Below are 24,420 nucleotides of genomic sequence, written 5' to 3'. Positions count from 1 at the left end.
AAAAGCATGGCACAGACCCCACTTCACGCCACGCACGAGAAGCTTGGCGCTACGTTTACTGATTTCGGTGGCTGGGAGATGCCGCTGAAGTACGGCAATGAGTTGGATGAGCACAGGGCCGTACGCAATGGCGTTGGCATCTTTGATCTTTCCCACATGGGTGAGATCAACGTCCAGGGCCCGGATGCTGGTGCGTTTTTGGACTACGCCCTGATTTCCACCATGAGCACGCTCAAGGACGGCAAGGCGAAGTACTCGATGATTGTCAACGCTGACGGCGGGATCATCGATGACTTGATTACCTACAAGTTCAGCGACAACCACTTCATGGTTGTGCCAAACGCCGCGAACACCCCTGCGGTGTGGGAGGCGTTCCAGGCCCGCGCGGAGGGCTTTGACGTGCAGCTGAGCAACAACACTGATCAGTTCGGTCTGGTCGCTGTGCAGGGCCCGGGTTCGCTTGAGGTGATCAAGGGCCAGCTTGAACATGACCCAACGGACTTGCCTTACTACTCCGGCGCGTGGAACACGCTGCGCGCAAACGGCGAAGAGGTTGAGGTCTTCGTTGCCCGTACCGGCTACACCGGTGAGGACGGCTTTGAGCTCTTCTGCTCCAGCGAAGACGCTCAGAAGGTGTGGGACGCCGTGATTGACCACGGCACGCCGTGTGGGTTGGCGTCGCGTGACTCGTTGCGTTTGGAAGCATCCATGCCCCTGTACGGCCATGAGCTGTCCACCGAGATCACCCCCGTTGAGGCGGGTATGGGCCGCGCGTTTGCGAAGAAGGAGGCAGACTTTGTGGGCAAGGACGCGCTCACCGGCCGCGAGCCGAGCGTGGTCATCGCTGGGCTTACTTCTGAACAGCGCCGCGCAGCCCGCGAAGGCTCCGAGATCTTCCTGCCAGGTACGGAAGACAAGATCGGCGTGGTTACTTCTGGCCAGCCTTCACCAACATTGGGCCACCCGGTTGCTCTTGCACACGTGCAGCCTGAGCATGCGGAAATTGGCACCGATGTTGAAATTGATATCCGCGGGAAGCGTTACCCGTTTACCATTAGTGCAACCCCCTTCTACAAGCGAAAGGACGCTTAAGTCATGGCTCTGAACCCTGATTTCTACTACTCCGAGGACCACGAGTGGATCAACGCCACCCCGGACACCGCTGTGGGCGCGACCGTGCGCGTTGGCATCACTGACGTTGCTGCTGACCGCCTGGGCGAGGTTGTCTTCGCTGAACTGCCGGCTGTGGGCGACACTGTGACCGCTGGTGAGACCTGTGGTGAGATCGAGTCCACCAAGAGCGTGTCTGACCTCTACTCCCCCGTCACCGGCACCGTGACCGCGGTCAACGAGGACATCGATGGCGCATACGAGACCATCAACAATGACCCCTACGGCGAAGGCTGGCTGTTTGAGGTCAAGGTGGACGAGGTTGGAGAGCTGATGACTGCAGACGAGTACGCTGCAGCCAACGGCGTCTAGTTTGTTATTCGGCGGCGGAGTTTATTGCCGCCGCCGCTACCACAACATCTTCCCAAGGCATTCCGGTGGTTTTGAACACCACTCGCCCGGGTGCCTGTGTGTAATCGGTGCTGGTTGTTACAGCCTCTTGAAGGCTGACCAGCGCCGATTTTTCAATGTGCCCTTCTGCAATTGCCTGCACGACATCCCCAGCTTCACGCATTGCCACATCCACGTCTTCAACAATGACCGTGGCACCTGCGAATACGTCGCCTGCTAGCTCACGGGTGTCTGGAGTATGCGCGCCCATAGCAACCACAATGGCGTCCTCACGCAAATCTGAGGCTTGAACGATTGGTTCCGTTGCACTCGTTGCCGTAATCACAAGATCCGCAGATTTCACGGCAGCCGCCGCCTCTCCGCTGCCGCTTTCAAACCAGTGCAGCGAGGCATCATCGGGACACGAACGACCGATGTATGTCACATCTACCTCGCGAATTCCGTCTAAGACGTCTCGTAATGTGGCCTCGTGGTGGCGCGCTTGCAGCCCCGTGCCGAAAATCACCGCTGACAAGGGCTCTGCAGACTTCACCAGAAGGTGACGTACACCTGCAATGGACACAGCTGGTGTGCGCAATGCGGTCATTGCTGCGCCATCGATGGTTGCTACGGGAGCCATCGACGCGGCGTCGAAAAGCAGGTAGGCACCTTGAATCAAGGGAATGCCCCTCGCCGCTGAGTCATCAGCAAGGGACAGCACCTTGATGCCGAAGTACTCTGGGACGGTCGATGGCATCAGCAACAGTTGCCCGCCGGAAACGTCGTAACGCGTGCGTGGAAGGTCCGTAGCCGGATCGAATCCAGCGTTGAGCGCATCGATCAAGGCGTTTACCGCTTGGGCTGGCCGCACGCGGCGGAAGAGCTCCTCCCCACTGATGTATGCAATTGAACTCATGACGTTGCTCCCTTCCTCCGAAGAATCTCAGCGACGATTTCTGCCGTGTGCATGGCTTGGACTCCGGTTCCCTGCTGAACATGGGTCCTGCAGGAAAAACCGTCTGCAATAACAATGCCACCTTCCTTGGCGGCCTCTCGGGCTTTAGGGAAGAGCTCTCGCTCCCCCAGTGCCATGGACATCGCACCATGTCCCTTCTCAAAGCCCCAGTTGCCAGCCAAACCGCAGCACCCGGTTTGGATCCGTTCTTCTTGAACTCCTAGGGCTTCCAGTAACGCTGCACTCGCGGAAGCATCTCCCAGGGCACGCTCATGGCAATGCACCTGCGTCAGTGCTGAAATCGACTGCTCTGTGACGACCTCGCTCAACTCTGGAATTGCCTGAAGCTTCGGGGCGACAAACTCTCCGAAAGAGACAGTTGCGCGTGCCAAACGAGCGATGTCAGGATCATCGAGCAAATGCGGCGCGTCCGTCCGAAGCATGGTGGTACACGACGGCTCGATGCCAATGACCGGCAGCCCCTGATCAAGGTATGGCTTCATCACTTTCGCCGTATGTTGCAGCACGCGTTTCGACATGGACAGCTGTCCTGTTGAGTGCCACGTCAAACCACAGCAGACAAACCCGTCCGGGATGAGGACGTCAAAGCCCAACAGTTCAAGAACTTCAATGGCAGCTTGAGCAGGGCGCGAATCCAGGTTTTCGTTGAAGGAATCTGGCCACAACACCACGCGTTCCCTGACGTTCATTGGCGCAACCCGCTTTTTGTTCCACTTACGCAAGGAGGTGTGGCTAAAGCGAATAAGCGGCCGCGAAGTTTCCAAACCGCCGGCCTTGGCTAGCAAAGACGCGGTAAGGGAGTTGCGCATTGTGGCGTCGATAAGCTTGGGAAGCCCTGGAATCTTGTGAGCAATCGCGCCGAACAATGGCAGCCAACCCATGGTGTAGTGGGCCATCGGACGGAGCCTGCCTCGATACCGTTCATTGAGAAACTCCGACTTATACGTTGCCATGTCAACGTTGACCGGGCACTCACTCACGCAGGCTTTACAGCTAAGGCAGAGATCAAGCGCTTCTTCGACCTCCGCAGCATTGCGTGCGCCGCCCTCAATGGACTCTCCACGAAACATCTCAGAAAGCAATCGCGCACGCCCGCGGGTTGAATGAACCTCATCACCGGTGATCTGGAACGACGGGCACATAGCGCCTGCATCAGAGCGACAGGCTGATACTCCAACGCATCTGTTTACTGCGTTGACCAACGAGCCCTTGTCCTGCGGCAACTGCGTGATCGGCAGAAACTCGTGCGTCCGCTGCTCTTTCCCCATACGCAGTCCATCCATGTAGGAATCTGGTGCGACAAGTACGCCTGGGTTGAAGTTGCCATCGGGATCAAAAATTGCTTTGAACTGCGCGAACAGCTCAAGCATTTCAAGGCTGTACATGTGTCCGAGCAGACGGGAACGAGCCCTGCCGTCTCCGTGCTCGCCGGAAAGCGACCCACCGTACCGGCTCACCAGGGCAGCCGCTTCCTCCATGAATGTGTGGAACACAGCCAAGCCCGATTCGCTACCAAAATCGAAGGAAATGCGTACGTGGATACAGCCTTCGCCGAAGTGGCCAAACGGGATGCCTCGAAGCTCATGCTTTGCCATCAGTTCGTAGAGGTCCCGCAGGTAATCTGCAAGGTTCTCTGGTGGCACTGCGGAGTCTTCCCAATTCGGCCAAGCCTCGCCGCCATCGGGCAAACGAGTAACCAAGCCGGCTGATGCCTCCCGGATCCACCACAAGTCCCGCATCTCTCCGGGATCGGATACAACGATGAAGTCACGTGTGGGCACTGCCCTACTTACTGCCTCTGCGCGATCCAGTGCCTCTTGCTCAGTATCCCCAACAACCTCGCAGTACAACCACCCACCGGCTGGTTCACCGTTACGGCGCCCAGGCAGGTTGCTGCCCGCGTCTCCTTGGCCAACCTTGGATTGGAGGGCTGCAAGCAGGTCGCCGCCCATTCCTTCGATGGTTGTCACTCCAGGAAGTCGGAGGTTAGCGGCAGCGTGTGCAGCATCAAAGACCGTGTCAAAGGCCAGCACTGCCAGAACCTTTGTTTTCGGTACTTCCACCAAGTTCACGGTGAGCTGCGTGATAATACCCAAGGTTCCTTCGGAACCTGCAACAGCGCGGGCGCAGTCAAACCCATGTTCAGGAAGAAGGTAGTGCAAACCGTATCCGGAAACCTGGCGCGGGAAGCGCCCCAGCTCTGCGCGAATCAGCGCCTCATTCTTAGCGACAAACCGACGCAACTTCGCTTCAACCTGCGGGTCTGAGCAACCGCCTTGAAAGAAATCGACCTCGCGACCTCCCCAAAGCATGAGTCGGATTGACTCCAAGTTTTCTGCTGAGGTTCCCCATGCCACGGAATGCGAGCCGCAGGCGTTGTTCGCCACCATGCCACCAACGGTGCAACGCGAATGAGTGGAAGGGTCCGGTCCATACGTGAGCCCGTATTTCGCAGCTTCCTCTTTCAGGTGGTCGCACACCACGCCGGGTTGAACCACGGCAGTCTTCGCGTCTGGATCAACGCTAATGACGTTGTTGAAGTACCTCGACGTGTCAATGACTAGGCCGTCACCGATTGCGTTGCCGGCGACCGAGGTCCCTCCGCCGCGACCGATGACAGGCCAACCATACTCTTCAGCAATCTGCAGACCGTCCCTGACATCGTCGGCCGACTTCGGCTCTAGAACGGCGGCTGGGACACGACGGAAGATCGATGCGTCCGAACTGTAGGCAGCTCGGGTCATCATGTCGCGCCTGAGCCCTGTACGCGCAATCCGCGAATAGACCGAAGGCTCCAGCCGATTAAACGCGCTACCACTCATTGCTCTAGCTCCTTCGTCTCGCACTAACTAAAAACGAGAAACGTTTCGCCGTTTTCGATGCCGTGGGCGGAGCGGACAAAATAGGACGCGGCACGCGCTGCGGGAATCGGCTCGAATCCAACGAAATACTCCCCATAGCTGTCCAGTGCTTCGGCGATTACAGAGGCGCTGACTACGTTCACCCGGAGTCCGCGTTCCAGTTCCAGCGCGGCTGCATGCGCAAAGGCTTCAAGCCCTCCGTTGACGGTCGAAGAGATTACGGATCCTCCCACAGGGTGGTGGTTGAGAATTCCCGCCGACAGCGTGACAGATCCGCCGTCATTCAGGTACTTCTTGCCATACAAGACGAGGTTAATTTGCCCGAGGAGCTTGTTGCTCAACCCCTTCTGGAATTCTTCCGCGGTTGCCTCATTAACTGAGACGAACGGCGTTGACCCAGTGGCGGAAACGATGGCGTCTACTGCGCCAGCGTGATCGAAGAATGCGTCAATTGACGCTGGATCTGTGATGTCCAACGGAGGTTCGGAGCGCCGCGAGGCTTCTATGACCTCGTCGCCCTGCTGACGAAACGCATGTGCAACAGCTTGGCCTACGGTGCCTGAGGCGCCTACAACGACAACTCTCATTTTGAACCTCCGTTTTCGATCAATCTTCCTGTGTTTATTTCCAGTGCTTAGAGGAACTTCACGCCTTGCGCCAGCGGGAGCTCACCGGAGTAATTCACGGTATTTGTTGCGCGGCGCATGTATACCTTCCAGGAATCCGAGCCGGATTCACGTCCGCCGCCGGTCTCCTTTTCACCACCGAACGCGCCGCCGATTTCCGCACCGGACGTACCGATGTTGACGTTGGCAATGCCGCAGTCTGAACCAGAAGCCGAGAGGAATTTCTCTGCTTCGGCCTGGTCCTGCGTGAAGATAGCGGAGGACAGGCCCTGCGGTACGCCATTGTGAAGCTCAATTGCCTCTTCGAAGGTGGAGTACGTCATGACGTAAAGAATGGGCGCGAAGGTCTCGTCCATCACTACTTCCGTCTGTCCTGGCATGCGCACAACAGCCGGTTCGACGTAGTAGGCATCTTCGTGCCCAACATCAACCCGGTTGCCGCCGACAAGGATCTCGCCGCCTTGTTCCTTGGCTCGCTTCAATGCGTCCTGCATCCCATCAAACGATGCCTTGTTGATCAGTGGGCCGACCAGGACGCTCTCATCACGGGGATCACCGATGGTGAGCGTCTTGTACGCTTCAACAATCTTCCCCACCAAGTCATCTGAAATGTCCTCATGAACGATGAGACGACGCATGGTGGTGCAACGCTGACCTGCGGTGCCTGCTGCAGCGAAGACGATGCCGCGCAAGGCGAGGTCAATATCCGCACTCGGAGTTGCAATGCCGGCGTTGTTGCCTCCCAGCTCCAACAAGCTGCGACCGAATCGTTGCGCAACTTGAGGGCCAACCTCACGGCCCATTCGGGTGGAGCCAGTCGCGGAGACGAGCGGAACGCGGGGATCCTCAACCAGCACCGAGCCGACAGTTCGATCGCCCACAATGAGCTGCACGATGTTGCTGTCGTATCCCAGCTCATCGATGGCACGGCGCAGAAGTGCATCAGTAGCAATAGCAGAGAGCAGGCACAGCTCAGACGGCTTCCATACAACGGTGTCACCGCAGACCAACGCCAGTGCGGTATTCCACGAGTACACGGCAACCGGGAAGTTGAAGGCGGAGATTACGCCCACAACACCAATCGGGTGCCACGTCTCCATAAGGCGGTGGCCGGGACGCTCAGAGGGCATGGTCTTGCCGTAGAGCATCCGCGACTGGCCCACGGCAAACTGACAAATGTCAATCATCTCCTGGACTTCGCCCTCTGCCTCAGACATTGACTTGCCGGCCTCAAGCTGCACCAGCACCGCCAGGTCGCGCTTGTGCTCCACCAGCAGTTCACCCCAGCGACGCACCACGTCTCCACGCTTCGGTGCGGGAATCTCGCGCCATGCGGTAAACGCTGCGTGAGCCTTCCCTACCTTTTCTTCTGCAGACTCTCGGGTATCGCTGCCAATGGTCAGCACTGATTCACCAGTCAATGGCGTACGGGTGGTCAGCTCCTTGCCACCAGCCTTATGCGCATTGATATCAGCGCCACAGGCTGCCAGGGCGTCAAGGGCAATCTGCTTCAAGTCGGTGTTGGTTGCGGTGGACATAGTTCTTTCCTCTCTTTTAGGTGACGTGTGGGTTTACTGCTGTACGGCCGCTGTTGTTGCCACTGGCCGGCCAATCGCTTCCGCTAGCGCCTGAAGCGACTCTCGCTCTTGAACGCTGTAGTAGAAGTAGGGTTCTTGAATGTCCTCTCCGACGATTTCGGAAAGAGCACGGATGTCGTAGTCAGTGCCTTCCTGCTCGTTGTCTCGCGTACCGTCATCTTTCAGATTTGACTGGAAGATCCCAGCGGCAGAACGTGGGAGGAAGTCCTCGTACACAATTGGAGTTGCCTCCACGATGCCTGCCTCAATGAGTTCATCAACGGAGTACTCGCGGTCTTCCAGGTTTTGAACGCTGCCAGATTCCGAAGCACTGGTGGTCAGTTCGTAGGTGAAGTAGGCAAGGCCACACTTGCGCAGTTCCTCTTCAGAATCTGGAAGACGCTCCTGCCAGACGCCACGTGCAACTTCGGTCCGTACTCCGCCATTTGCTTGGAGACGGGCATCGGTTTCAGCCACCATCTCGTCGTAGAGCTCTCGACCTTGCGGGGTCAGCGCGATTCCGCGCTGCTCAACTTCACCAAATCGCACTCGCAGGGAGCCAGGTCCTACTGTGCCGTCGGCAAACCTGAACACTCGTTCTTCGTCCAATGCACGGAAGGAGGTTTGGCGCAGGAGTACATCCGGACCGTCCCAAGCCGGAGGCCCTTGGATCTCATCAATCATGGTGATTCCACGCGCCTCCATGCGTTCGTAGAGGGCATCAATATCAAGGACGCGGGGAGTGAGGTGGTTGATGTGGGTGTAGCGCACGCCGCCAATGTCGGCAGCGACTGCAGAGATTTTCTCCAGCATGCGGTACCACTCATCATCGATTGGTTCATCATTCAGCTTGAATGCCGCGGTAGCTAGCTCAACGAAGCGGTCAGCATTTTCAGCCTCTAGTCCGCGCTGTTCAGCTGCTTTATCAGCCAGTTCGAGCAGCTCTTCGTTGAAAATATTTCGCGAACCAATGAACTCTTCCAACCGCTGCTGGAGCTCAGCGCTAAAGAAGCGCGGATCATTCGTGGTGAGCATGGAAGTAAATACTCGAAATGGATTCTTAGCCAACTCCTCCCTATCTACCGGGCGGAATGCTGTTGAGACGACAGGAACAGATGATTTCGCTGCATCACGCAGGTCATAAAAGCCCACCGGATGCATTCCAAAACCCCTGAAGAGGCGCGCCACTTGGCGCATTTCAGTAGCAGAGCCCACTCGAATAGCTCCATGCCGCTCTGCTGTTACGCGGCCCAAGGTGCCGAGGCGCTCAGCCTCGGAGCCCATCTTCTCCATAAAGTCGCGGTTTACTTCCTCCGAGACTTCCACCAGCGTGTTGTACGCGGGCACCTCTTCGCCGTACATTCCGGACAGAGCTTTGGCAAAGCGAGCCCGCAGTTCAAAAGTTTCAACGAAAGACATGTTTTCTACTCTCTGCGTAGTGCGGTCTAGATGATGTTTGTTTCGACAAGCTCACGGTCTTCATCACCGAAGCGATCAACCGAGAAAGCATCTGCCGGCAGGAAAGATTCTTTTCCTTGAATGATGTCTGCCATGAATTCGCCGGCAGCTGGTCCTTGCAGGAATCCATGGCCAGAAAAGCCTGTGATGTAGTAGAAGCCGGGGACCTTAGAAGAAGCACCGATGATGGCGTTGCGGTCCGGCGTGTTTTCGTACAGGCCAGCCCATCCCTCATCAAGCCGTGGGTTCATCAAGGACGGTGCGACAACAGATGCAGCAGCGTTGAACTCATCGAGCCACTCAAAGGTGAAGTCCCGGTCAAACCCTGGGACGGTGTCATGCGAGATGCCTACAAGCAGGCCGTTGTAGTAGTTGTGCCAGTACATCTTCGTGCCAAGATCCAAGGTGAACGGCACCGAAGGGTGCTTCAAGGGCTGTTGAGGCGTGATACCGATCATTCGGCGCACCGGCTCCACAGGCAGTACATGGCCAGCCATTTCACCAATCGCTGCACTCCAGGCACCGGCAGCGCATACAACCTTGTCAGTGGAAATAACACCAAGGTTTGTTTCTACTGAGCGCACGCCATCTGGCCCGGTCTCAATATTCAAAACCTCTGTCATATCCAGAATGGTTACTCCCAGCTGGATGCATGCGCGTGCATATCCGTTCACGGCAGCTGCAGGGCAAGCAAAACCGTCATCCGGAGAAAACGAACCGGCCAGGACAGCTTGTTCATCAACGAAGGGGTTGATCTGCACAAGCTCCTTCGGATCCACCATCCTTGAGCGAACCCCAAGTTCATTCTGAACTTTTGTAGCTAGTTCCAAATCGGCTACTTCTTGTTCTGTTCTTGCAAGGAATAGATAACCAACTTGAGTGAGCTCAATGTTCGTACCGAAATCCTCGTAAAAAGTACGGAACGATTCCAGCGAGCGCTGGCCGAGCATCACGTTGTTGGGATCCGAAAAGTTCGCGCGCACTCCGCCCATCGGCTTTGCGGACGAACCTCTACCTAGCCGGTGACGCTCAAGGAGAACAATGTTTTTCACTCCCCTGGACGCCAGGTGAAAAGCAGTGCTGACACCCATGATGCCGCCACCGATGATGACCACGTCAGCACTCGTTGGCTGGAGGTGCTGATACGTGGAACGCAGGTCAGTTTTCACACCCATGCTTCATCCTCCGCGTTCGAAAGACTTAAGACGCTTAGCATCACCACCAAACATCTATCGGTTATCGATAACCGACAAACAGACTGTAACCCGCGTCACTATCAGCCCGCAACCGTTTCGGAAAAAATTCTACGAAAGCTCGTCTACCACGGGTTTCGTCCCGGAATACCAGCTCGGAGGCACCTCCGTACGGCCCGCAACGTTGCGAGCATATTCAAGGTGATCAATCATGAGCTCCACCGCACGCTGCACGTCGCGGGAGACAATCGCATCCGCAATACGCAGGTGTTCATCCGCCGTCCCACGGAGAGCACATCGGGATAAATGCAGGTAGTAACCATTGACCCTTGATTGATCCCGAAACTTATCTACAGCCGCTTCCAAACGCGAGTTGCCGGAGAGAGAAGCGATGTACATGTGAAACCGCTGATCCGCTTCCAAATATTGGAACAGCTGCTCATCTGAGCTGACGTTTCCAAGCTCATCAGTACGCCGCGCGAGCCCCCAGAGCGCATCCTTTTGACCGTCATCCAGATGCATCTGCGCCGCCTTGCGCACCGCCTCAACCTCTACCAGGCGGCGCATTTCATACACCTCTTGAATGTCATGCTCAGACAGTTCAACCAGGCGAAATCCTCTACCCCGCTCCACTTCCAGCAAGCCGCGCTCAACCAAAGCCAGCATCGCTTCACGTACAGGGGAATTCGAAAGACGAAGCTGTTTAGCAAGGGCATTTGCCGAGAGAATATCCCCTGGCGAGAAGGTTCCCTTGAGCAACAGCTCCCGAAGCATCGCCTGCACCGAATCCTTCAGGGTGCTGCGATCAATGTGGAACAATTCGTCCCCGCGCACTTCTTCCAACATCCTGTTCCGTCCTCTATCAAAAAGCGGCCCGTGCCACCATTCCTAGCAGCACTTTTCTAGGATCGTACCGCCAAAAACCCACGTTGAAAATTCGTCCTCACCAAATTTTTCACCAAATCCGCCCACTTATCGATAACCCACATCCTATACTGTGCTGCACGCCACAATTCCAGGCTGATGTAACGGCTCCCTACAGGAAGGACACTCCGATGCAGCCAACAGTGCACATTCAAGCTCAAGGTATTGATGAAGCGATTTCAGGCGTCTTTGGCCCAATCGTCGACGTACTAGAAAAAATCGTGTTTTTCGCGATTCCGATGTTCGGGACGAACGTGCCAATCGTCATCATTTGGCTGGTTGTGGGAGCGATCTTCTGCAACTTCTACTTCCGGATTCGCCCCCTCCGCGACTTGCCCCACACCATCGACATCCTCAAAGGCAAGTTCGCTCGCAAGTCCGACCCGGGCCAGATTTCCAGTTTTCAGGCCACTTCAACAGAACTTGCCGGTACCACGGGTCTAGGCAACATCGCCGGTGTCGCCGTAGCCATCACGGTGGGCGGTCCGGGTGCTGCACTCTGGATCATGATCGCCGGTGCTCTCGGCATGGCCCTCAAGTTCGCCGAAGCCACACTCGGAGCCATGTACCGCCGAGTTAATGATGACGGTACGGTCTCTGGCGGCCCGATGTACGTCCTCAGGGACGGCTTGGAAAAGGAAGGCAAACCAGGTTTAGGCAAATTCCTCGGTGCGTTTTACGCAGCAGGAATGGCTGTTGCGGTGATGGGCGCGGGAAACATCTTCCAGGCTAACCAGGTGGCACAGCACCTCACTGAAATCACTGGTGGCGATGAATCCTTCTTCGCAGGCCGCGCCTGGCTAATCGGCATCTTCCTTCTCATTCCAGCCGCATTGGTCATCATCGGCGGCATCCAGTCGATCGCTCGTTGGACTTCCCGACTCGTCCCAGTGATGGCGCTCATTTACGCAGTCGCGGTGAGCGCTGTCATTTTGGTCAACATCAGCGAAATCCCTCACGCGATCCAGCTCATTGTTACTGGCGCGTTTAACCCTCAAGGAATCGCCGGCGGCATGCTCGGCGTCGTCATCGTCGGTGTCCAGCGTGCACTGTTTTCCAACGTAGCTGGCGTCGGTACTGCAGCATTGGCCCACTCTGCAACCAAGAACAACAAGCCGACCCAGGAAGGCATCCTCGCTGCTTGGGAGCCGTTCCTCGATTCCGTCGTGATTTGTACGATGACGGCTCTTGCCATTGTTGTCACCGGTGAGCACCTCAACGAGGGCCAGGATGGAGTAACGCTCACCACCAACGCGTTCGCAACCGTTGGCAACTGGTTCCCCATCATTCTCTCCATCTGTGTGGTGCTCTTCGCATTCTCCACCGTGCTGTCCTACGCCTACTACGGTGAGAAGACCTTTGGCTACCTGTTCAAGAACAACAAGGTTGCTGAGATCGGCTACAAGATCGTCTACCTGATCATGATCGTTGTTGGCGCCGCGGTGAGCCTTGAGACCGTGACCCGCTTCTCAGATTCCACGTTCTTCTTGGTCGCTATTCCGAACATTCTTGGTATCTACCTTCTGGCGAAGCCGCTCAAGCGGGAGATCACAGGGTACCGACGCGCTCTCGCTGCCGGTGAGATCACTCCACTCCCTGAAGCTGAGCAGGCCGGCATGATGCCCAAAGACCCGAAGAGTCGCCTGTACTAATCCCCGTTTAAGGAAGAAAGGGTTCAAAATGTCCAAGTTCTCACGTATTGCTTGTTCCATCGCCGCCGCGAGTCTTGCCCTGGGCCTGAGCGCCTGTGGGAGTAGCGATGGCACATCAGCTACAGATAGCGGTAGCCCGTTGCTTCAGCATATTGAGGAAGGAAATGTCACCCTTGGCGTGAAATTTGATCAGCCAGGGCTTGGGTTGCGTCAACCGGACGGCTCAATGTCTGGTTTGGAAGTGGATATCTCGACCTACGTTGTCAACCACATTGCTCAGGCAAACGGCTGGGATGAGCCAACAATCTCCTGGAGAGAAGGCCCAGCAGCCCAGCGCGAAACATTGATCCAGAACGCAGAAGTCGACATGATGACCGCGACGTATTCCATCAACAAGTCGCGCACAGAGTCGGTCAACTTTGGCGGGCCGTACCTGCTCACCCACCAGGCACTGCTTGTGCAGGAGTCCAATTCGGATATCAAGGGACTTGAGGATCTCGACGGTAAGATCCTCTGTTCCACTGCAGGTTCTGCACCTGCGCAACGTGTCAAGGACCAAATGCCGGGTGTTCAGCTTCAGGAGTATGACACGAACTCCTCGTGCATCGAAGCACTCCGTCAGGGCAATATCGACGCGATTACCACTGACGCCACGATTATCGGTGGCTACGCAGCTCAGTCGCCTGGCACATTCAAGGTCATTCCGTTAGAAAAAGACGGTGCTCCTTTCGCTGAGGAGTACTACGGTATCGGGCTGAAAAAGGGTGATGAGGACAGCACGTCTGCAATCAACGCCGCTTTGCAAGCCATGTATGACGACGGATCCTTTGACAAGTTCGTCCAAGAAAACTTGGACGGTGTAGAGGGCGTTTATCAAGCTACCCCTGGCGACTTGAGCTTCCTGGAGAAATAATGATGCGCAACCTTGATTCAGACCTCACGTTCCGCATCGAGCAACGCCGGAACCTTGTCACCGAGCTGCCGGGGCCAAAGAGCCGAGAGCTATCTGAACGTCGAGCTGAAGCATGCATGGCGGCTTTGCAGCCGAATCTCCAGGGATGGATCGCTGATGCAGACGGCGGCATCCTAAAAGACGTAGATGGAAATTCCATCATCGACTTCGCTGCAGGCATGGGCGTCGCCGGCGTCGGCGCCTCCAATGAAGCAGTAGCTGAACGTGCTTCGAAACAACTGCGCCGTTACACGCATACTTGTTTTCTGGGTTCTCCGTACGAACCCTATGTTGCAGTATGCGAACGGCTAAACCAGCTGACGCCAGGAGACTTTGAAAAGCGCACAGCATTGTTCTCTACTGGTGCTGAGGCGATTGAGAACGCTGTGAAAGTCGCTCGCTATTACACCGGGCGAAACCGCGTCATTGTCTTTGACAACGCGTTTCATGGTCGCACCCATCTCACGGTCACCATGACCTCGAAGTACGTCCCGTATAAGAAGGGCTTCGGCATTCTCGCGCCTGACGTGTATCGCTTTGCGGGTTCATACCCGCTGCGTGATGGCCAAAGCGGACCTGACGCTGCGAAGCGTGTCATCGATGCAATATATAGGTCTCTTGGTGCGGATGACATTGCAGCGGTGGTGATCGAACCTATCCAAGGCGAAGGTGGATTCATCGAGCCTGCAGAGGGATTCTTGCAAGCGCTGCGTGATTGGTGCGACAAGGAAGGCATCGTTTTAGTCTTCGACGAGATCCAGTCAGGAATGTGTCGTACTGGCCGCTGGTACGCCTGCGAGCACCAGGGAGTTATGCCTGATCTCATTACAACGGCGAAGGCGATGGGCGGTGGTCTGCCAATTTCTGCTCTCACCGGTCGTGCCACGATTATGGACGCTCCCCCAGCCGGCTCCATCGGCGGTACGTACGCGGGCAACCCAGTCGCTTGTGAAGCAGCGCTGGCATCCATGGATGAGCTTGAGCGGCTCCAGCTAGCTGACCGTGCGGTTGAAATGGGTGAGGTGATAGAGGAGATTCTCGGCCCATTGTGCGACTTGCCCCATGTGGCTGAGTTGCGTGGCCGTGGTGCGATGCGGGCGCTGGAGTTCGTCGATAAGGAAGGCAATCCAGACGGCGCTGTGACTAAGGCGATCGCGACGGCCTGCAAGGCGGATGGGGTCTTCGTGTTGACGTGTGGCCAAGACGGAAGCGTCATTCGCTTGCTCCCTCCATTAGTCATTGGTGAAGAGCTTTTCCGCGACGGCCTTCGGGTGCTTGCCCACCACATCAGAAGCCACGCTCCTGCCGCATCCTAGGCCTGCCCTGAAGCCGATCGGATTACACTTTCATCCATGACTGCTCCCCGCGACCCGTTTTTCCCGGCTGATAAGTCCATCCGCGCCTCCAGTGCGCCGATTGAGGTGCGCAGGTTAGGTGTGGTGGATTATCGCGAAACGTGGGCGCTGCAAGCTGATTTGGCTGCGAAGCGTGCTGCGGATGAGGTGCCGGATACGTTTTTGGTGCTTGAGCATCCGTCAACGTTTACGGCCGGGAAGCGTACGCAGCCGGAGGATATGCCGGATCCGTCGTATCCGGTTCCGGTGGTCACCGTGGATCGCGGCGGGCGCATTACATGGCATGGAGAGGGCCAGCTGGTTGTCTACCCCATTGTCAAGCTTGCGGAGCCGGTGGATGTGGTTGATTACGTGCGCAGGCTCGAAGAGGCGATCATTGAGGCCGTTCGCAAGGCCGGTGTGACCACGGCTGGGCGTATTGATGGCCGTTCCGGCGTGTGGGTGCCTGCAACGACAGAGGCGGCAGACCCGGCGGCTCCCAAGCGGGACCGCAAGGTCGCCGCACTTGGCATCCGCATCACGCGTGGGGTGACCATGCACGGGCTGAGCCTGAATTGTGACAACACGCTTGAGCACTACAACCACATCGTGGCCTGCGGCATCGATGACGCGGATGTGACCACGATGAGCCTTGAGCTTGGCCGTGACATCACCCCAGATTCAATGGAGCCTTTGCTTATCGACGCGTTGACGCGCGCCCTCGCCGGCGACCTTATCGTGGCGGACCACTCGTTTGGTTCTGCTCCTGACCCGTCGAAAGGTCTGCGAAAGCGCCCTTCTTGACATATCTACTACGGTTGGGGGCGTGACTGTAGCACCTGAAGGCCGAAAGATGTTGCGCATTGAGAAAAGAAATGCGCAGACCCCTATTGAGACGAAGCCACGTTGGATCCGTAACGCGGTAAAAACCGGTCCTGAGTATGAGGACATGAAGCAGAAGGTCAAGGGCGCCTCGCTGCACACGGTGTGCCAGGAGGCTGGCTGCCCCAACATTCATGAGTGTTGGGAATCCCGCGAGGCTACGTTCTTGATCGGTGGCGCGAATTGTTCGCGTCGTTGTGATTTCTGCCAGATTAACTCCGCAAAGCCGGAGCCGCTAGACCGCGGTGAGCCGTTGCGTGTAGCCGAGTCCGTTCGTGAGATGAACCTGAACTACTCCACGATTACGGGCGTGACTCGTGATGACTTAGAGGATGAGGGCGCTTGGCTCTACGCCGAGGTTGTGCGCAAGATTCATGAGCTCAACCCGCACACCGGCGTGGAAAACCTGACTCCGGATTTCTCCGGCAAGCCGGAACTTCTGCAGGAAGTGTTTGAGGCTCGTCCTGAGGTGTTTGCTCACAACTTGGAGACGGTGCCGCGTATTTTCAAGCGCATCCGCCCGGCGTTCCGTTATGAGCGTTCCTTAGACGTCATCCGCCAGGCTCGTGACTTTGGTCTGATCACCAAATCCAACCTGATCCTGGGTATGGGTGAAACGCAAGAAGAGGTCATGGAGGCACTGCACGACCTGGTTGATGCTGGCTGTGACATCATCACGATTACCCAGTACCTGCGCCCGGGCCCGATGTACCACCCGATTGAGCGTTGGGTGAAGCCTGAGGAGTTCATCGAATACCGCGATGCGGCGTACGAGATGGGCTTTGGCGCAGTTATGTCCGGTCCCCTGGTGCGTTCCTCCTACCGCGCGGGCAAGCTCTACGTGGAGGCCATGGAGCACCGTGGGCTTGAGCTGCCGGAGAATTTGAAGCACTTGGCGGAGACGTCGCAAGGTGAAACTGCCCAAGAGGCCTCTACCTTGCTGGCGAAGTACGGGGAGAGCAAAGATCACCCGGTGACCACCCGCTAACATGAGTCGCATGGCTAAAGAGGATTCGAAGGCTGCTGCTAAGGCAGCCAAGAAAGAGGCACGCGCCGCGAAGCGCGCGAAAGGCAAGCAGACGCGTGGGCAGCTGATCCAGGCGTTCAACATCCAGCGCAAGCGGGATAAGATGCTGATCCCGATCATGTTGGCGTGCGTGTTTGGCGTTGCACTTGCGTTCTTCCTCCTTGGCCTGCTTTGGAGCGGCCAGTGGTACATGCTGGTGCTGGGCCTGCTGCTTGGCGTGGTGTTGGCCATGTTCGTGTTCTCGCGTCGCCTTGAGGCCTCGATGTATGACGAGGTTGGTGACACCCCTGGTGCCGCCGGCTGGACGCTGGAGAACATGCGCAACACCATGGGCATTGTCTGGCTGACCAAGACGGGCGTGCAGGCAAACACCCACATGGACACGGTGCACCGCGTGGTGGGTAACCCTGGCGTGGTCCTGGTGGGTGAAGGTAACCCGAATCGCCTGAAGTCTCTGATGGCGAAGGAGCACAAGCGCGTGGACCGCCTACTGGCTGGTGCGCCTATCTATGAGGTGTACGCCGGTGAGGGCGAGGGCCAGGTGCGTGTGCGTGACCTGCAGAAGCACCTGCTGAAGCTGCCGAAGAACTACCAGAAGAATGACGTGTACGGTCTGGCTGCAAAGCTGGATGCCATGGATGCGCGTACCCGCGGCGGCAATATGCCGGGCCTGCCTGGTGGACCGCTGCCTCGTCAGGCACAGAACATGTCGGGCATGAACCGCAAGATGCGTCGTATGCAGGAGCGCAAGGGCCGCTAAAACGCCCGCTCAATTGTGAGACGTCATGGCTACTGACTCCCGCATGACTTTCGCCGCCGAGGCCAACACTGCGTTGCGCCTCGGCGTTTTAATGCTCTCTGCAGGCGCGGCAAGCTACCGCGTGATCCGTTCGGTCAAGCGTGCGGCGCGCTCGATGGGCTTTGACCGCGCGGATGTCCTGGTGGGGTTCAACACGATTAGTTGCACGTTCCACCATGGGGATCAGTTTCAGACGGTGGTGGCGGATGTGCCGCTGCCCGGAGTTAACTCCAGCCGCATTGAGGCACTAGAGACCACCACCCACAACATGCTGCAGGATTATCACACTGCAGATGAGATCAACGCCGCGTTGGATGAGATTGAGCAGATCCCTACCCCGCGGTGGACCCTGTCGGTGGCGGCGATGTCGGCGGGCCTTGCGTGTGCGGACTTTGCGGTGCTGAACCAGTTTGGGTGGGTTGCGGCGCTGTTGGTGTTCGTGGCTGCGGCGTGTGGGCAGTGCGTGCGTGTGTGGTTGCATCGCAAGAACTTCAACGTGCTTGGTGTGACTACGGTTGCGGCGTTTGTTTCCAGCTCTATTTACTTGATTGTGGCGACGTTTTTGGGAAACGTTTCGGGTGTGCCCGCCGCGTACGCTCCTGGTTTTATTGCCGCGGTGCTGTTCCTCATTCCGGGCTTTCCGCTGTTTACGGCGTTTGTGGATCTTGCGCGTTTTGACTTCACTGCGGGTATTCCACGATTCTTGTTCGCCCTTGAGGTCATCGTGGTGATCATGCTGACGGTGACGGTGGTGGCCATGCTGGCTGACATCCCTCCGGCCGATGGCGTGATCAACGCGCACAGCTGGCAGTACCTGGCTTCCGGTGCGCTTGCTTCCTTTGTCGCGGTTGGCTGTTTCGCGCTGTTGTTCAATTCTTCACGACGCATGGCGCTCCTCGCCGCAACCACCGGCCTGATCGCCAACGTGGGCCGTTTGTGGCTGATTGCCTTTGAAGTGCCGGGGTTCCTCGCAGCTTTTATGGCCGCACTCTTTATCGGCGTTGCCGGCTCGCAGGCTGGTCAGGTAGGGCGTGTGCCGAGAGTGACGGTGACCATCCCGGCATCTGTGGTCATGATCCCGGGCCCCACCATGTATCGGGCGGTGTTGAACTTTGCCAACGGCGATACACCGGCGGCGCTCTATGCGCTTACTGACGTCACCCTGGCGGTGCTGTTTATCGCCGGCGGATTGATCATCGCCCGCCTAATCACTGACCCGGATTGGGCGTTTTCGCGCCAGATCAACTTCTCCAAGCATCTCGACGGGACGGCGCTCCCAATTAACACCTAGAGCCTGCTTACTAGAGCCTGATTACGGTGGTGTTGGTTGCGCGGTCGTGCATGCCGCGCCCGTCAGCGTCGACAAGAGCTGCGGGCAAAATGAACCCTGTCAGGATGGTGCGCACCGCAGCCCGCCAGAAGCCCACTCGCTCTTCCGCATCAACACGGGCTACCCCCATGCCCAGCAGCATCATGCCTGGAGTGCGGGCGAACAGCCAGCCACACAGGATTCCCATGGCTATCCACAGCAGGTAGGTCAGCGTGGCCCTATCGCCAAGCGCATCGGTCTGGGTGACCGCAAAGCTGGCAATGGCAAGGCAGATCAGCCAGTCAATCAGCACTGCCACCATGCGCCGCATCACGGACGCTTGTGAGCCAGAGCCGCTTTCCGGCATACCCAAAAATTCACCCGGATATGAGGGCACCGCGTCATCTTCATACATGTCTCACACACTAGCGGGCCATGTTTTGTCTAAAATTGATACCACTGTTTTACATCCGAAGGAGACACCCGTGGGCTTCGAAAACATCGAAGACGTACAAAAATTCATTCGCGACGAAGAGGTCGAGTTCATCGATGTTAGATTCACCGATGTTCCGGGAATCGAGCACCACTTCTCCATCCCCGCCTCCATGTTTGATGAAGATGTGATGGAGGAAGGCCTCGCATTCGACGGCTCTTCCATCCGTGGTTTCACCACCATCGAAGAATCCGACATGACGCTGATGCCGGATCTGGCAACAGCACGCCTGGACCTGTTCCGTGCGTCGAAGACGCTGAACATGAAGTTCTTTGTCAATGACCCATTCACGCACGAGGCGTTCTCGCGCGACCCGCGCAACGTGGCAAAGAAGGCAGAGGAGTACCTGGCGTCCACTGGCATTGCAGATACCTGCAGCTTCGGCGCTGAGGCGGAGTTCTACCTCTTCGACAACATCCGCTATGAGGTTGAGGGCAACCGCGCCTTCTACGAAATCGATGCTGAAGAGGGCTGGTGGAACCGTGGCAACGAGGTTGAGCCAGACGGCGGCCCGAACCTGGGCTACAAGAACCGCTGGAAGGGCGGCTACTTCCCTGTCCCGCCGCATGACAAGACCGTGGAAGTGCGCGACGCGATGGTGCACAACCTGGCCAAGAGCGGCTTCAACATCGAGCGTTTCCACCGTGAGGTGGGCAACGGTGGCCAGCAGGAGATCAACTACCGCTTCAACACGCTGCTGCACGCGGCCGATGACCTGCAGGACTTCAAATACATTGTGAAGAACACCGCTACGCAGTTTGGCAAGACGGCAACGTTTATGCCCAAGCCGCTGGCTGGTGACAACGGCTCGGGCATGCACGCCCACCAGTCTTTGTGGAAGGACGGGGAGCCGCTGTTTTATGACGAGTCGGGTTACGGCGGCCTCTCCGACATCGCGCGCTGGTACATCGGCGGCATCCTGGAGCACGCCGGTGCAGTGTTGGCGTTTACCAACCCAACGCTGAACTCGTATCACCGCCTGGTTCCGGGCTTTGAGGCGCCGATCAACCTGGTGTACTCCCAGCGCAACCGCTCCGCGGCGATCCGTATCCCGATCACGGGCACGAACCCGAAGGCCAAGCGCATTGAGTTCCGCGCCCCGGACCCGAGTGGTAACCCGTACTTCGGTTTCGCAGCGATGATGCTCGCTGGCCTGGACGGCATTAAGAACCGTATTGAGCCGCACGCACCGGTGGACAAGGACCTCTACGAGCTGCCGCCGGAGGAGGCCAAGGACATCCCGCAGGCACCGACCTCGCTGGAGGCATCCCTGGCAGCGCTAGAGGCGGACCACGACTTCCTCACCGAGGGCGACGTGTTTACCGAAGACCTCATTGAGACCTACATCCGTTTGAAGGTTGACAATGAGATCGCCCCGGCGCGCCTGCGCCCGACTCCGCTGGAGTTCGAGCTCTACTTCGACTGCTAGAGCACTCGATGCGCACCTAGTACGCGCTAGGTGCGTAACTTTGTGCGTGCGGCGGCCGCTAGTTCATCATCGATAGTGGTGGCCGCCGTCGCGCGTATGCCTACAAGGCCCATGAGTACGGCGCTGGCAACGAGTGCGATGAGGATGCCGCGCCACTGCCCTGTTGCGTCGTAGGCGGCGCCAACCAGGATCGGTCCTGCGCCTGCCAAGAGGTAGCCGTACGGCTGCACAAACCCGGACAGTTTCGCCGTGACCACGTGTGATCGGCTCCGAGCCGGGATCAGCGCGATAGCGGTTGGGAAGCAAAATCCGCCGATGCCCAGGAGGAACGCCCAGAGGTAGGGCAGTTGGGCGTCCGTAAGCAAAAGCCCCAAATAACCTATTGCCGTGGCTGCGGCGAAGGTGACCACAAACGGGGTGAGTGTGCGGGCGCGGGCAATGAGCATTGGCATGACCAGCCCGCCGATCACATTCAGGCTGCCGAGAAGCGCCAACGCGATCGTGCCGGTTGTGGCTGACGCGCCGGCGTCGCGGTAGATCTGCGGCAGCCAGCCCATTTGGATATAGGCGTTCATGGACTGCAGGCCGAAAAACAGCAGGAGGAATCGTGCTGTTGGGGAGCGCCACAGGGCAACGTCGAGGGCCTGGTCGGGCTCGGCGGTGTTTGTGTTGTGCTGGGGTGCGTCGCTGCCAACCTTGGCTACAACCACGATCCACACAACTACCTGCAGCGCCGCTGGCACAGCCCAGACGGCGAGTGCCCACTGCCAGGCACCGTTGCCAGAAAATGCGAGCGCACTTAAGGGGCCCACGGCGCCAGAGAGGCCGAGGAGGGCGCCGTACACCGTCATCAATGCCACGAGGTGGCGCCCACCGTGCTGCTTAATCCACGCCGGCAGCAACACGTTAGCCACCGCGATGCCGGCAACCACGAAGCCGGTGAGCACGATGAACACCGCCATCTGGCCCACCCAGGGCCGCACTGCCAACCCGATAAACGTGAACGCGGCGCCGATCGCAATGGTGCGGGTGAGGCCAAGCCGCATTGCAACTGGCACCGCACTTAGGCCCATCAGCGCGAACAGGAATCCGGGCATTGCCGTGATCAGACCCGCCTGCGAAGCACCTGCACCGAAAGCGGCAAGTGTTTCCTCCAACACCGGGCCTACCGAGGAAATACCGGCGCGCAGATTGATGGCCACCACAACAACTGCAGCGAACAACAGCGGTGCCGACAGCAGCGCCGCTGTGCTGCGGCACCGAGAAGCAGGACGCTGAGAAGTAGATCGCTTGGACGAGTTCTCCATTCGACCATTAGGCACCCAGATCACAAAAACGTCAACCTTTAACCAAACAAAGCGAGTACGGTACCGGTTATGTCCGAGAGGTACGGCAAGCTTCCCCCGCCTGGTCCGGCGTGGGGTGGCAGCTTGATGGGCACGTCTATCGTTGCCCGTTTGTTGGTTGAGGTGGGCATGCTGCCTTTGGCGGGCATGTTCGCCGTGATCGCCTGTGCCATCTTGGTTGTCCTTACGGCGGGGTTTGTACGGTACCGCAACCCTGCCTTCCAACGGACGACGTTGGCGGCGTGGGCCATGTACGCCATGGGCATCCTCGCGTTGGGCGATGCCCTTTCGGGACTCAGCGGCGAGCCTGTTTTCCGGATGATCGGCTTCTGGATCGGCGCGCCACTCGCCGTGGTGGTTTATCTAACGCAGCTGCGAGGCTTCCACGGCCCTCCGCAGTTCGCGTGGGGCTTGCCCCTTGTCGGGCCAATGGTTTCTGCTTCCACTGCGGGTGCACTATCCCGTAACTTCGGGCACTTTTACCAGGTCACCGGCACGGTGCTGTTTTGCATGACAATTTTCACCGCCGTGCCGCTCTTTACCTACGTGTACTGGTCGTACTGGCGCGGCCGAGTGCCGCTTGAGGGGGCGACGTCTGCCACCGCGTGGGTACCACTTGGCGTAGCAGGTCAGTCAACGACCGCGATCCAGCTCCTGCACCCCGGCGCCTTTTCCATTTGGTACGGCTACGTGGCACTGATCATCGCTATCCCGTTGGCACTCTTCGCCATGATCGTCTTTTACCCGAATGTGGCCCGCTGGGTTGACTACTCCCCTGCGTGGTGGGCATGCACGTTTCCCACAGGCACGGTCAGCATGGGTAGCCACCAGGTTGCTCTCCTTAACGGCTCGCAGTGGCTCGACGTTGTGGCACTGAGCATCCCGGCACTCCTCATTGCGCACTGGGTGATCTGCGCGGCGCGCTTCGTTTCTTGGACGATTAGCTCGCGTCAACCCACCTAACCCCCAAAGTTTTCCCACACGCCCCAAAGGGATTACCATACTGGCGTGACTGACAAGTTCCGCGAACTTCCCCCACCCGGCCCCGCCTGGGGCGGCAGCCTCATGGGCACATCTATCGTTGCCCGCCTGCTGGTTGAAGAAGAGATGATGGTAGCCGCCGGCTGCTTCGCCGCGATCGCGTGCGCCATCCTGATCGTGCTTACCGCAGGGTTTCTTCGCTACCACTTTCCCCGGTTCGGGCAAACCACCATGGCTGCGTGGTCGATGTATTTCATCGGCATCCTCGCCTTGGGTGCGGCACTTTCGGGACTTACCGGCAACGGCGTCTACCGCCTTATCGGCTTTTGGATCGGCGCGCCGCTGACCATCCTCACCTACACAATCCAGCTGAGGAGGTTCGAGGGCAAACCGCAGTTTCCCTGGGGCCTCCCCCTTGTTGGCCCGATGATTTCCGCGTCTGTAGCTGGTTGGTTGGCGCGTGATTACGGCCAGTTCTACCACCTAGTCGGCACTGTGCTGTTCCTCATGTCAATCCTTACCGCGGTGCCCACGTTTGCCTACGTCTACTGGGCTGCATGGCACAAGCGTGTGGACCTTACGGGTGCCAACTCCGCCACCGCTTGGGTACCGCTCGGCGTGGTTGGCCAGTCCACTACCGCGGTCCAGATCATGTACCCAGGCACGTTCTCAATATGGTACGGCTATGTAGCGCTGAGCCTGTCCATCCCTTTGGCTATCTGGGCGATGGTGCAGTTCTACCCCAACGTGGCGCGCTGGGTGGACTACTCGCCTGCCTGGTGGTCGTGCACCTTCCCCACTGGCACGGTCAGCATGGGCGGCCACCAAGTAGCCCAGGTCAACGGCTCGCACTGGCTCGACGTGGTTGCACTGAGCATCCCGGCACTCCTCATCCTGCACTGGACGTTGTGCTCCAGCAGATTTCTCACATGGGCTCTTGCTTCACGACGCCCAAGCGCACCCTCCGAGTAATACATTGCCCAAAAAGTTGGGTTAAGCGACAAAATGTGTGCTTTTCTCGGCGTGTCGATTTAAGTGACAAAATGTGTGCTTTTCGGGGGTTGGAATGGGCCGGGCCCGGGGTGCTGTGCTGGGGTTATG

At 58.0% G+C, this 24,420-nt stretch carries 21 protein-coding genes; 12 read left to right on the top strand and 9 right to left on the bottom strand.

The genetic code is table 11. The features are described 5' to 3' along the window. Positions 1-6 precede the first annotated feature (6 nt). Together gcvT and gcvH are read left to right on the top strand one after the other, a co-directional pair. Positions 7-1,092 (top strand): glycine cleavage system aminomethyltransferase GcvT, encoded by a 1,086-nt coding sequence (gcvT, locus tag AK829_RS01355; RefSeq protein ID WP_052203572.1) that lies wholly within the window; start codon positions 7-9, stop codon positions 1,090-1,092. 3 nt (positions 1,093-1,095) lie between these two features. Next, positions 1,096-1,482, top strand: coding sequence for a glycine cleavage system protein GcvH (gcvH, locus tag AK829_RS01350; RefSeq protein ID WP_052203570.1), 387 nt, complete (start codon positions 1,096-1,098; stop codon positions 1,480-1,482). A gap of 4 nt (positions 1,483-1,486) precedes the next feature. Here gcvH and AK829_RS01345 read toward each other — a convergent pair whose 3' ends face one another. The 7 genes from AK829_RS01345 to AK829_RS01315 form a co-directional block, all read right to left on the bottom strand. Further along, complete coding sequence (locus AK829_RS01345; protein WP_052203568.1) at positions 1,487-2,416, bottom strand: ornithine cyclodeaminase family protein; 930 nt, start codon at positions 2,414-2,416, stop codon at positions 1,487-1,489. After that, on the bottom strand, positions 2,413-5,298 hold the full coding sequence (locus tag AK829_RS01340; RefSeq protein ID WP_052203566.1) for an FAD-binding and (Fe-S)-binding domain-containing protein: 2,886 nt from the start codon (positions 5,296-5,298) through the stop codon (positions 2,413-2,415). Before AK829_RS01340 ends, AK829_RS01345 begins: the two co-directional genes overlap by 4 nt. A gap of 23 nt (positions 5,299-5,321) precedes the next feature. Further along, positions 5,322-5,924: a short chain dehydrogenase gene (locus tag AK829_RS01335; RefSeq protein ID WP_052203562.1), complete on the bottom strand. Its 603-nt coding sequence runs from the start codon at positions 5,922-5,924 to the stop codon at positions 5,322-5,324. Between the two features lie 47 nt (positions 5,925-5,971). Continuing rightward, positions 5,972-7,501: an L-piperidine-6-carboxylate dehydrogenase gene (amaB, locus tag AK829_RS01330; protein WP_052203561.1), complete on the bottom strand. Its 1,530-nt coding sequence runs from the start codon at positions 7,499-7,501 to the stop codon at positions 5,972-5,974. A 33-nt stretch (positions 7,502-7,534) separates the two neighbouring features. Beyond that, the gene (hglS, locus tag AK829_RS01325; RefSeq protein WP_083439706.1) at positions 7,535-8,959 is read right to left on the bottom strand and encodes a 2-oxoadipate dioxygenase/decarboxylase; all 1,425 of its coding nucleotides are present in this window, start codon (positions 8,957-8,959) and stop codon (positions 7,535-7,537) included. Between the two features lie 26 nt (positions 8,960-8,985). Continuing rightward, on the bottom strand, positions 8,986-10,173 hold the full coding sequence (locus AK829_RS01320; protein ID WP_052203560.1) for an NAD(P)/FAD-dependent oxidoreductase: 1,188 nt from the start codon (positions 10,171-10,173) through the stop codon (positions 8,986-8,988). Positions 10,174-10,302: 129 nt separating this feature from the next. Beyond that, positions 10,303-11,037 carry a GntR family transcriptional regulator gene (locus AK829_RS01315; RefSeq protein ID WP_052203558.1) on the bottom strand — a complete coding sequence of 245 codons (735 nt, stop codon included), beginning with the start codon at positions 11,035-11,037 and terminating at the stop codon, positions 10,303-10,305. A gap of 209 nt (positions 11,038-11,246) precedes the next feature. On the opposite strand from AK829_RS01315, the gene AK829_RS01310 reads away from it, so the two are divergent. From AK829_RS01310 to AK829_RS01280, 7 genes are read left to right on the top strand one after another with little or no spacing between them, the layout of a single operon-like run. Continuing rightward, positions 11,247-12,767, top strand: a complete 1,521-nt coding sequence (locus AK829_RS01310) for an alanine/glycine:cation symporter family protein (RefSeq protein WP_052203556.1) — start codon at positions 11,247-11,249, stop codon at positions 12,765-12,767. Between the two features lie 28 nt (positions 12,768-12,795). Continuing rightward, entirely contained in the window at positions 12,796-13,680 is an 885-nt protein-coding gene (locus tag AK829_RS01305; RefSeq protein ID WP_052203555.1) for a glutamate ABC transporter substrate-binding protein, read from the top strand. A 2-nt stretch (positions 13,681-13,682) separates the two neighbouring features. Continuing rightward, a complete protein-coding gene (locus AK829_RS01300; RefSeq protein WP_052206313.1) occupies positions 13,683-15,035 on the top strand; it encodes an aminotransferase class III-fold pyridoxal phosphate-dependent enzyme in 1,353 nt (450 codons plus the stop codon). A gap of 36 nt (positions 15,036-15,071) precedes the next feature. Continuing rightward, positions 15,072-15,857 carry a lipoyl(octanoyl) transferase LipB gene (lipB, locus tag AK829_RS01295; RefSeq protein WP_052203553.1) on the top strand — a complete coding sequence of 262 codons (786 nt, stop codon included), beginning with the start codon at positions 15,072-15,074 and terminating at the stop codon, positions 15,855-15,857. Positions 15,858-15,879: 22 nt separating this feature from the next. Continuing rightward, positions 15,880-16,923, top strand: coding sequence for a lipoyl synthase (lipA, locus tag AK829_RS01290; protein WP_052203551.1), 1,044 nt, complete (start codon positions 15,880-15,882; stop codon positions 16,921-16,923). Positions 16,924-16,933: 10 nt separating this feature from the next. After that, entirely contained in the window at positions 16,934-17,722 is a 789-nt protein-coding gene (locus AK829_RS01285) for a DUF4191 domain-containing protein (RefSeq protein WP_052206312.1), read from the top strand. A gap of 25 nt (positions 17,723-17,747) precedes the next feature. Further along, on the top strand, positions 17,748-19,052 hold the full coding sequence (locus AK829_RS01280) for a threonine/serine exporter family protein (RefSeq protein ID WP_052203549.1): 1,305 nt from the start codon (positions 17,748-17,750) through the stop codon (positions 19,050-19,052). Between the two features lie 10 nt (positions 19,053-19,062). Here AK829_RS01280 and AK829_RS01275 read toward each other — a convergent pair whose 3' ends face one another. Next, a complete protein-coding gene (locus AK829_RS01275; protein ID WP_052203547.1) occupies positions 19,063-19,485 on the bottom strand; it encodes an RDD family protein in 423 nt (140 codons plus the stop codon). A gap of 70 nt (positions 19,486-19,555) precedes the next feature. Between AK829_RS01275 and glnA the strand changes: the two genes are divergently transcribed. Beyond that, complete coding sequence (gene glnA, locus AK829_RS01270; RefSeq protein ID WP_052203545.1) at positions 19,556-20,992, top strand: type I glutamate--ammonia ligase; 1,437 nt, start codon at positions 19,556-19,558, stop codon at positions 20,990-20,992. A 26-nt stretch (positions 20,993-21,018) separates the two neighbouring features. On the opposite strand, the gene AK829_RS01265 is transcribed toward glnA, so the two are convergent. Further along, positions 21,019-22,299 carry an MFS transporter gene (locus AK829_RS01265; RefSeq protein WP_083439705.1) on the bottom strand — a complete coding sequence of 427 codons (1,281 nt, stop codon included), beginning with the start codon at positions 22,297-22,299 and terminating at the stop codon, positions 21,019-21,021. 69 nt (positions 22,300-22,368) lie between these two features. On the opposite strand from AK829_RS01265, the gene AK829_RS01260 reads away from it, so the two are divergent. Together AK829_RS01260 and AK829_RS01255 are read left to right on the top strand one after the other, a co-directional pair. After that, the gene (locus AK829_RS01260) at positions 22,369-23,301 is read left to right on the top strand and encodes an SLAC1 family transporter (RefSeq protein WP_083439704.1); all 933 of its coding nucleotides are present in this window, start codon (positions 22,369-22,371) and stop codon (positions 23,299-23,301) included. 45 nt (positions 23,302-23,346) lie between these two features. Then, complete coding sequence (locus AK829_RS01255; protein ID WP_083439703.1) at positions 23,347-24,291, top strand: TDT family transporter; 945 nt, start codon at positions 23,347-23,349, stop codon at positions 24,289-24,291. Positions 24,292-24,420: the final 129 nt, after the last annotated feature.

It is taken from the genome of Corynebacterium riegelii, from assembly GCF_001263755.1.
GTDB classification, from domain to species: Bacteria; Actinomycetota; Actinomycetes; order Mycobacteriales; family Mycobacteriaceae; genus Corynebacterium; species Corynebacterium riegelii.
This window is presented reverse-complemented; position numbering and strand designations above follow the sequence as displayed.